This is a genomic window from uncultured Thermus sp. (genome assembly GCF_938010445.1).
Classification (GTDB): Bacteria; Deinococcota; Deinococci; order Deinococcales; family Thermaceae; genus Thermus; species Thermus altitudinis.
The window spans coordinates 1-7,427 of record NZ_CALLUR010000146.1; the positions used below are offsets into that span (position 1 = coordinate 1).

The 7,427-nt window shown below is 66.0% G+C and carries 10 protein-coding genes and 1 rRNA gene; 5 read left to right on the plus strand and 6 right to left on the minus strand.

Translation table 11 applies throughout. The features are described from left to right. The first annotated feature begins 32 nt into the window (after positions 1–32). Positions 33–980 (plus strand): branched-chain amino acid transaminase, encoded by a 948-nt coding sequence (locus tag Q0693_RS08040; RefSeq protein ID WP_243030107.1) that lies wholly within the window; start codon positions 33–35, stop codon positions 978–980. Between the two features lie 153 nt (positions 981–1,133). Here Q0693_RS08040 and trmH read toward each other — a convergent pair whose 3' ends face one another. The 5 genes from trmH to dcd are packed head-to-tail and all read right to left on the minus strand — an operon-like array spanning position 1,134 to position 4,546. After that, entirely contained in the window at positions 1,134–1,709 is a 576-nt protein-coding gene (trmH, locus tag Q0693_RS08045) for a tRNA (guanosine(18)-2'-O)-methyltransferase TrmH (protein ID WP_298630586.1), read from the minus strand. Then, positions 1,693–2,316 carry an ATP phosphoribosyltransferase gene (gene hisG, locus Q0693_RS08050; protein WP_243030109.1) on the minus strand — a complete coding sequence of 208 codons (624 nt, stop codon included), beginning with the start codon at positions 2,314–2,316 and terminating at the stop codon, positions 1,693–1,695. Before hisG ends, trmH begins: the two co-directional genes overlap by 17 nt. Beyond that, positions 2,313–3,398 (minus strand): ATP phosphoribosyltransferase regulatory subunit, encoded by a 1,086-nt coding sequence (locus Q0693_RS08055; protein WP_243030110.1) that lies wholly within the window; start codon positions 3,396–3,398, stop codon positions 2,313–2,315. Before Q0693_RS08055 ends, hisG begins: the two co-directional genes overlap by 4 nt. Continuing rightward, positions 3,395–3,997: a peptidylprolyl isomerase gene (locus Q0693_RS08060; RefSeq protein ID WP_298630589.1), complete on the minus strand. Its 603-nt coding sequence runs from the start codon at positions 3,995–3,997 to the stop codon at positions 3,395–3,397. The genes Q0693_RS08055 and Q0693_RS08060 overlap by 4 nt, the downstream gene beginning before the upstream one ends. A 3-nt stretch (positions 3,998–4,000) precedes the next feature. Next, on the minus strand, positions 4,001–4,546 hold the full coding sequence (dcd, locus tag Q0693_RS08065; protein ID WP_243030112.1) for a dCTP deaminase: 546 nt from the start codon (positions 4,544–4,546) through the stop codon (positions 4,001–4,003). A gap of 30 nt (positions 4,547–4,576) precedes the next feature. On the opposite strand from dcd, the gene Q0693_RS08070 reads away from it, so the two are divergent. Next, positions 4,577–5,479 (plus strand): putative Ig domain-containing protein, encoded by a 903-nt coding sequence (locus Q0693_RS08070; protein WP_298630591.1) that lies wholly within the window; start codon positions 4,577–4,579, stop codon positions 5,477–5,479. Positions 5,480–5,529: 50 nt separating this feature from the next. Here the strand turns inward: Q0693_RS08070 and Q0693_RS08075 are convergent, their stop codons facing one another. After that, positions 5,530–6,009, minus strand: coding sequence for a macro domain-containing protein (locus Q0693_RS08075; RefSeq protein ID WP_243030114.1), 480 nt, complete (start codon positions 6,007–6,009; stop codon positions 5,530–5,532). Between the two features lie 28 nt (positions 6,010–6,037). On the opposite strand from Q0693_RS08075, the gene Q0693_RS08080 reads away from it, so the two are divergent. The 3 genes from Q0693_RS08080 to Q0693_RS08090 form a co-directional block, all read left to right on the plus strand. Next, complete coding sequence (locus Q0693_RS08080) at positions 6,038–6,745, plus strand: SDR family NAD(P)-dependent oxidoreductase (RefSeq protein WP_243030115.1); 708 nt, start codon at positions 6,038–6,040, stop codon at positions 6,743–6,745. After that, positions 6,742–7,203, plus strand: coding sequence for a transcriptional regulator NrdR (nrdR, locus tag Q0693_RS08085; RefSeq protein ID WP_298630594.1), 462 nt, complete (start codon positions 6,742–6,744; stop codon positions 7,201–7,203). Before Q0693_RS08080 ends, nrdR begins: the two co-directional genes overlap by 4 nt. A gap of 101 nt (positions 7,204–7,304) precedes the next feature. After that, a 16S ribosomal RNA gene (locus tag Q0693_RS08090) occupies positions 7,305–7,427 on the plus strand; the annotation flags it as partial.

The window sequence follows — 7,427 nt, forward strand, 5'->3', positions numbered from 1 at the left end:
AAAAAGCGTTATGATGGGGGCGGAGGTTGGCCATGATCAAGCCCGAGGCCAAAGGTGGGGATGTGCATATCCAAGCGGGGCTCATCTGGATGAATGGGGCCCTTCTGCCCCAGGAGGAGGCCAAGACCAGCGTCCTAAGCCACGCCCTTCACTATGGGACCAGCGTTTTTGAGGGCATACGGGCCTATGAAACCCCAAGGGGTCCGGCCATCTTCCGCCTTCGGGAGCACGTGCGGCGCCTTTTCCACTCCGCCAAGGTGTTGCGCATGGAGATTCCCTTTGCCCCCGAGGAGATAGAGGAGGCCATCAAGGAGGTGGTGCGGCGAAACGGGTATAGGAGCTGCTACATCCGCCCCCTGGCCTGGATGGGGGCCAAGGCCCTGGGGGTGAACCCCTTGCCCAACAACCCCGCGGAGGTGATGGTGGCCGCCTGGGAGTGGGGGGCTTACCTGGGCGAGGAGGCGGTGCGCAAGGGGGCTAAGCTCATCACCAGCTCCTGGGCCCGCTTCCCCGCCAACGTGATGCCGGGAAAGGCCAAGGTGGGGGGGAACTACGTGAACTCGGCCTTGGCCAAGATGGAGGCGGTGGCCGCGGGGGCGGACGAGGCCCTGTTGCTGGACGAGGAAGGCTATGTGGCCGAGGGCAGTGGGGAGAACGTGTTTTTCGTGCGGGATGGGGTGGTCTACGCCCTCGAGCACTCGGTGAACCTGGAGGGCATCACCCGGGACTCGGTGATCCGCATCGCCAAGGACCTGGGCTATGAGGTGCAGGTGGTGCGGGCCACCCGGGACCAGCTCTACATGGCGGACGAGGTCTTCATCACCGGCACCGCCGCCGAGGTGACCCCGGTTTCCATGATTGATTGGCGGCCCATCGGCTCGGGGAGTGCCGGGCCCATCACCTTAAGGCTACGGGAGGTCTACCTGGAGGCGGTGCGGGGCCTGAGGCCCGAGTACCAGGGCTGGCTCACCTACGTGTGACCGCGTGAGCGCCGGCCGGAAACCCCCCATGGGCGAGGAGGTCCGGGACCTGGGGCCGGGGGGCTCCTTCCGGGGTTGCCTGCCCTTTGGGAAGGCCAGGGCCAAGCGGGCGGAGGAGGTACGAGGGGCGGGGCCCTACCGCTTCGCTGGAGGCTATTTTCCCAGCCAGTCCTCGAGGACCCTTTGGTAGAGGTTAGGGTCCAAGCGGGGGTTTTGGTAAAGCCCCGCTTCCAGCCTTTGCCTTTGGGCCTCAAAGAGGATCACCGCCGCCGCCACGCTCACGTTGAGGCTTTGCACCATGCCCAGCATGGGAATCTTTATGGCCCCATGGGAAAGGGCTAAGGCTTCCTCGGATACCCCCCATTTCTCCGCCCCCAGGAGGATGGCCGTGGGCTGGGTATAGTCCACCTCCCGGAAGTCTTGGGCATCCTCCCGCAAGGCGGTGGCGTAGACCCTAAAGCCCCTTTCCTTGAGATAGGCCATGGCCTCCCGGATGCTGGGGTGCACCCTCAGGTAGACCCACTTGTGGCTTCCCCCGCTGGTCTCGTTGAAGGTGGGCACCCCACCGGTGGGGTTCACCGCATGGGCCTCCAGGACCCCCACGGCGTCACAGCTGCGGAGTATGGCCGAGAGGTTGTGGGGCTTGTGCACGTTTTCCAGCAAAACGGTAAGGTCGGGCTGGCGCCTCCTTAGGACCTCCTCAATGCGGCGTCTACGGGCCTCGGTCACGGTTTCTCAGCTTAGCGATGAGGGGCTTTAAAAGCCAGCGCTTGAGCTTCAGGGCCTGGCGGTTCACGATGAGGCGGGCGGTGGAGTGGGCCAGAACCTCCACCTCCACCAGGCCCGCCGCCTTGAGGGTGGCCCCGGTCTGGACCACGTCCACCACCGCATCCGCCAGGCCCGTAACCGCCGCCAGCTCAATGTTGCCGGATAGCTCCACCACGTCCGCCACCCAGCCCCGCTCCTTCAGGAGCCTGTTGGTGAAGGAGGGGTACTTGGTGGCGATGCGGCGGATGGGGGAGGTGTCCCCGGGGCGCCGGATGAGGGAAAGCCGGCAGGCCCCGAAACCCAGGTCCACGGGCTCAAACAGGTCCCGGCCCGAGTCCAAAAGGATATCCTTGCCCACCACCCCCACCTCGGCGATCCCCAGGTCCACGTAGACGGGCACATCCTTGTTACGAAGCTCCAGGAGGGCGATTCCCCCTTCCTGGCCGTGGAGGAGGGCCCGCTCGTTTTCTATGGCGGGGAGTTCCAGCCCCGCTTCGCTTAACGCCTCGTAGGCTTCCCGGAACATCCTCCCCTTGGGCAGGGCGATGGTGAGGGCAAAGCGCTTCATGCCTCCTCCACCTGGAAGACCCGCTCCCCTTGGGCCAGGTAGCGGATGCCCCGGGCCTTGGCGTAGGCCACCGGGTCTTCCCCATGGAAAAGCTCCACCCGTTTTTCCTTTGCCTGGAGGCGGAGGGCCTTAAGGTCCAGGGCCAAGACCTCGGGCGATTCCTCCGCCTGGGGGGGCCTCAAGGCCTCCAAGGCCCGCTCTACCCCTATGGCGAAGCCCGCCGCCACCGGGAGGAGGGCCCCGTCGTACCGGCCGCCTCCCAGAAGGGGCAGGCCGAACCCGGGGGTGTAGGCCCGGAAGAAGATCCCCGAGTAGTACTCGTAGCGCCGGGCCATGCCCAGGTCCAGGAGCACGGGCCTTTCCAAAAGCTCCAGGGTCCTTTCCAGATCCTCCAGGGCCTTCCTGGCCCGCTCGGGGAGGGGCAGGCGCTTGGCCTCGGAGAGCACCTCCACCTCCCCGTAGAGGTCGGGGAGGGCCAGGAGGGTACGCCTGGCCTCGGGGGATACGGGGTGGCGGGAGAGGAGCTCGGTGAGCTCGGGGAGGTTCTTGCGGTGAATGGCCTTTTGCGCCTCCTTCCGGGCCTCTTCCGGTAGGCCCGAGGCCTTAAGCACCTCCCCCACCAGGCTGGGAAGGCCCACCTCCACCTCCCCTTCCAGGCCCAGGGCCTCGAGGGCGGCGAAGGCCAAGGAGAGGATCTCCGCATCCGCCAAGGGCCCCGTGGCCCCGATGAGTTCCAGCCCCACCTGGGTGTACTCCCGGTAGCGGCCCAGCTCCGCATCCCCTTCCCTAAGCCAGAGGGGCCCCGCGTACTGGAAGCGGGTTACCCCTTCCCCCAGGTGGGGCCTTAAGAGCTTGGCCAAGAGGGTGGTGAACTCGCTCCTTAGGGCCAGAACCTCCCCCGTTTTGTCCACCAGCTTGAAGGCCCGTTCCGCCAGGGGATGGGTGGGGTCGTAGACCTCCAGGGCCGGAAGCTCCACGGGCTCATACCCGTGGCGGAGGAACAGATCCCGGAGCCGGGCCATGAGCTCGGCCTTGAGCCGGGCCTCCGGGGGGAGGAGGAAGCGGGTACCTTCGGGAATCATTCCTTGACCAGGATCTCCACGCTGAGGATCTTGTCCCGCTCCCTCCGGGCCCCGGGGCCCTCCGTGGGGGCCAGGCGCCTTACCACCTCCATCCCCTCCACCACCTGGGCGAAGAGGGTGTACTGCCCGGTGAGGTGGGGGGTGGGGGCCAGGGTGATGAAGAACTGGCTGCCGTTGGAGTTGGGGTCCTGGGTGCGGGCCATGCCCACCATGCCTTCCCGGTCAAAGGCCAGACCCGGGGCGATCTCCAGGCCAAAGCTGTACCCGGGCCCACCCCGGCCCGTGCCCGTGGGGTCCCCGGTCTGGGCCACGAAGCCGGGGATGACCCGGTGCCACTCCACCCCCTCAAAGTAGCGGTGGAGGGCCAGGAAGACGAAGGAGTTCACCGTGTTGGGGGCCTCTTTTTCCAGGAGGTCCAGGAGGATGTCCCCCTGGGTGGTCTTGATGCGGGCGTAGTAGTCTTTTCCGGGCTGCAAAACGGCTTCTGGAGCCTTAAAGGAGCGCACCGGTGTTTCCGAAAGGTAGGGCAGCGGCTTCATGCTTTCCCCTTTGCAGGCGCTCAAGAGGAGAAGGAAGAGGAAAAGGGCGCGCACACCCATAGCCTACACCCGGGGCAGGGTGATGCCCCTTTGGCCCTGGTACTTGCCCTGGCGGTCCTTGTAGGTGGTCTCGGGCTTTGGGCCCTCCAGGAAAAGGATCTGGACAATGCCCTCGTTGGCGTAAACCTTGGCGGGCAAGGGGGTGGTGTTGGAGATCTCCAGGGTGACATGCCCTTCCCAGCCGGGTTCCAGGGGGGTCACGTTGGCCACGATGCCGCAGCGGGCGTAGGTGCTCTTACCCAGGGCGATGGCGATCACGTTTTCCGGCATGCGGATGTACTCCACGCTCCGGGTGAGGGCGAAGGAGTTGGGGGGGATGATGACCTCTTCCCCCTCATACTCCACGAAGCTTTTGGGGTCAAAGCCCTTGGGGTCCACCACCGTGGAAAAGACGTTGGTGAAGATCTTCCATTCCGGGGCGGCGCGGAGGTCGTAACCGAAGCTGGAAAGCCCATAGCTGATAACTCCTTCCCGCACCAGCCTTTCCTCAAAGGGTTCGATCATGCCCCTTCTGGCCATCTCCCGGATCCACCAGTCCGGCTTAATCATGCCTTCAACTATACCCGCTAGACTGGACCTATGCGAAAGCTCTGGCCCCTCTTCCTCCTCCTGGCCGCCTGCGGCACCCAAGACCCCACGGGGGTGGGGATGGAACCTTTGCGCCTCACCAGCACCACCCTGCCCCCCGCCTACCTGGGGGAGGCCTACACCGCCACCTTCAGCGCCGAAGGGGGGGTGCGGCCCTACGCCTTTAGCCTCGAGGGCCAACTCCCCCAGGGCCTTACCTTCCAGGGGGGGCGGATCACGGGAACCCCCAAGGAGAAGGGGCAGTTTTCCCTCACCCTCACCGTGGAGGACGGGGCCAAGAATAGCCGGGTGCAGCGGCTTACCCTCACCGTCTCCGACCCGCCCCCGCCCCGGCTCACCCTGGTGGCCCCGCCCGCCCAGGTGGAGGGTCCCTTTGTGCTCCTGGGACGGGTAGAGGTGCGGGAGGCCCTGGGGTTCCAGCTGGAGCTGCCCTTGAGGGACCTGGTGCCGGACCTGGCCAGCTTGAAGACCTTAAGCCCTGTCCACCTGGTGGACTATGACCCGGCAACGGGGCTTTTGCGCCTGGATATGGCCTTTCTGAGGCCGGTGAAGGACCAGGAGGTCTTCCGGCTCCTCCTCACCCCGCAAAAACCCCTTACCCCGAGGCTGGCCCCCCGGGTGGTCTTCTACGACAAGGAGGGGAAACCCCTGGGGGAGGCCTTGAAGCGGGGCAAGCCCTTTGCCGAACTCCTAGGGCTGGCCCAGAACTGGGGCAAGGAGGGGAAGGAGCTCAAAGGGGACCTGAACGGGGACGGGAAGGTGGAAGGCGCCGACCTCCAGGCCCTGGGCCAGGGCTACTTCCCCAAGGCCAGCGCCCCGGTGCCCCCTGGGGGCCCCCCTCCGGCCGGACAGGAAGAAAGCCCCCCTCCACCCCAGGAGCAAGGCTCCCCCTGAGACCGTGGGGGCGTGCACGGGGGTTTTTGGCCAGGCAAGGCCGGCTGGTCTCACAGGGCCTTGCGGATGGCCTCGGCATCCTCCCGGCGAAAGCCGTAGAGGGTGACCTCGAGGGTATCCGGAGCCTTCTTGATCTCCTCCAGCATCACCCGGGCCACGCTTTCCACGGGAAGCCCCCCCACCCCGGTGCCCAAAAGGGGGAAGGCCACGGTCCTTAGCCCCAGCTCCACCGCCTTTTCCAGGGCGCTACGGGTGGCCTGGCGCACGGTTTCCAAGCTGGCGGGCTCGTCGCCCAAGACGGCGGCATGGATCACGTAGCGCACCCCCAGGTTCCCCGCCCCCGTGACCGCCGCTTCCCCCACCCGGATCTTCCCGATCCGGTCGCACTCCTCCTGGATGGAGGGGCCCCCTTTCCTTAGGATGGCCCCCGCCACCCCAGCGCCCAGCTTCAAGTGGTTGTTGGCGGCGTTGACGAGGGCATCCCCCCGGAACTCGGTGATGTCCCCTTCTTGGACGCGGATGCGGGCCATGTCCCCATTTTCCCGTACAATGGGCCTGATGTCACGGGATATCTTGGGCCTCGAGGGGCGGATCGTCATGGTCACGGGAGCCGGCAGGGGCTTCGGCCGGGCCATTGCCCACGGCTACGGGCGCAATGGGGCCACGGTTATCGCCGTGGACCCCGACGTGGAGATGGCCACCGGCGTGGCCTCGGAGGTGGAGGCCCTGGGGGCCACGGCCATCCCCATTCGGGGCGATATGAGCGTGGTGTTGGACGTGACCAGCACCTTTGAAAAGGTGGAGGAACTCTTTGGCCTACTGGATGGCATCGTGCACGTGACCACCGCCGAGAGCAAGACCCCCTTCGTGGAGCTTCTGGAGGGGGAGTGGTACGACCTCATGAGCCAGGATGTGAAGTCCAGCCTGTACGTGCTCCAGCAGGGTTTGCGCCACCTGGCCGGGGGGGGGTTTGTCACCCTGGTGCTACCGCCAGCGGTGCGCATCGAGCCCCATACCCTTTCCGTGCGCCGGGCGGTGGAAGGGCTCATCGAGGGAGTTACCCGGACCTTCCCCGGGGTGCGGGTCAACGGGGTGGTGCCCTCCCGGGACCCGGTTTCCGAGGTCTATGACCAGGCCCTGGTCCGGGCGGCCTTGGGCCTGGGGTCCATGGTCTCTGAGGGAATCCGGGGGGTGGTGCTGGAGGTGGAGCTTCCCGAGCCTCCCCCATCCCCCGAGATCTACGAGCTTCTTAGGGAAGTGCCATGAAGTGCCCTTACTGCGGCCATCCCGATACCCGCGTGGTGGACTCCCGCCCTTCCGACGAGGGGGCAGCCATCCGCCGCCGGCGGGAATGCCCGGCCTGCGGCCGCCGTTTCACCACCTACGAGCGCACCCAGCTGGAGCCCCTGATGGTCATCAAGCGGGATGGGCGCAGGGAGCCTTTTAACCCGGATAAGCTCCTGAGGGGGCTCCTCCTGGCCTGCGAAAAGCGCCCCGTGGATCCGGAGGCCCTCCGCCGCTTTGCCTATACCTTTGAGGACCAGGTGGCCGGGCCGGAGGTGTCCTCCGAGGAGATCGGCCTCAAGGCCATGGCCTTTCTGCGCGACCTGGACCATGTAGCCTACATCCGCTTCGCCTCCGTGTACCGGGAGTTTGACTCGGTGGAGCGCTTCATTGAGGAGATCCGCCGCCTGGGGGGTGTTGACAAGAAGGAGGGGGCTTGATAGCATAGCTTTTGCTGCGCGGGCGAAAGCCCAAGCAGGGGGATCTTGAAAAGGGGAGAGCAGAGGCCAACACCAAGCCAATAACGCCTTTAGGCGTTTTTTTGTTGGAGAGTTTGATCCTGGCTCAGGGTGAACGCTGGCGGCGTGCCTAAGACATGCAAGTCGGGCGGGGCGGGTTTATACCTGCCCAGCGGCGGACGGGTGAGTAACGCGTGGGTGACCTA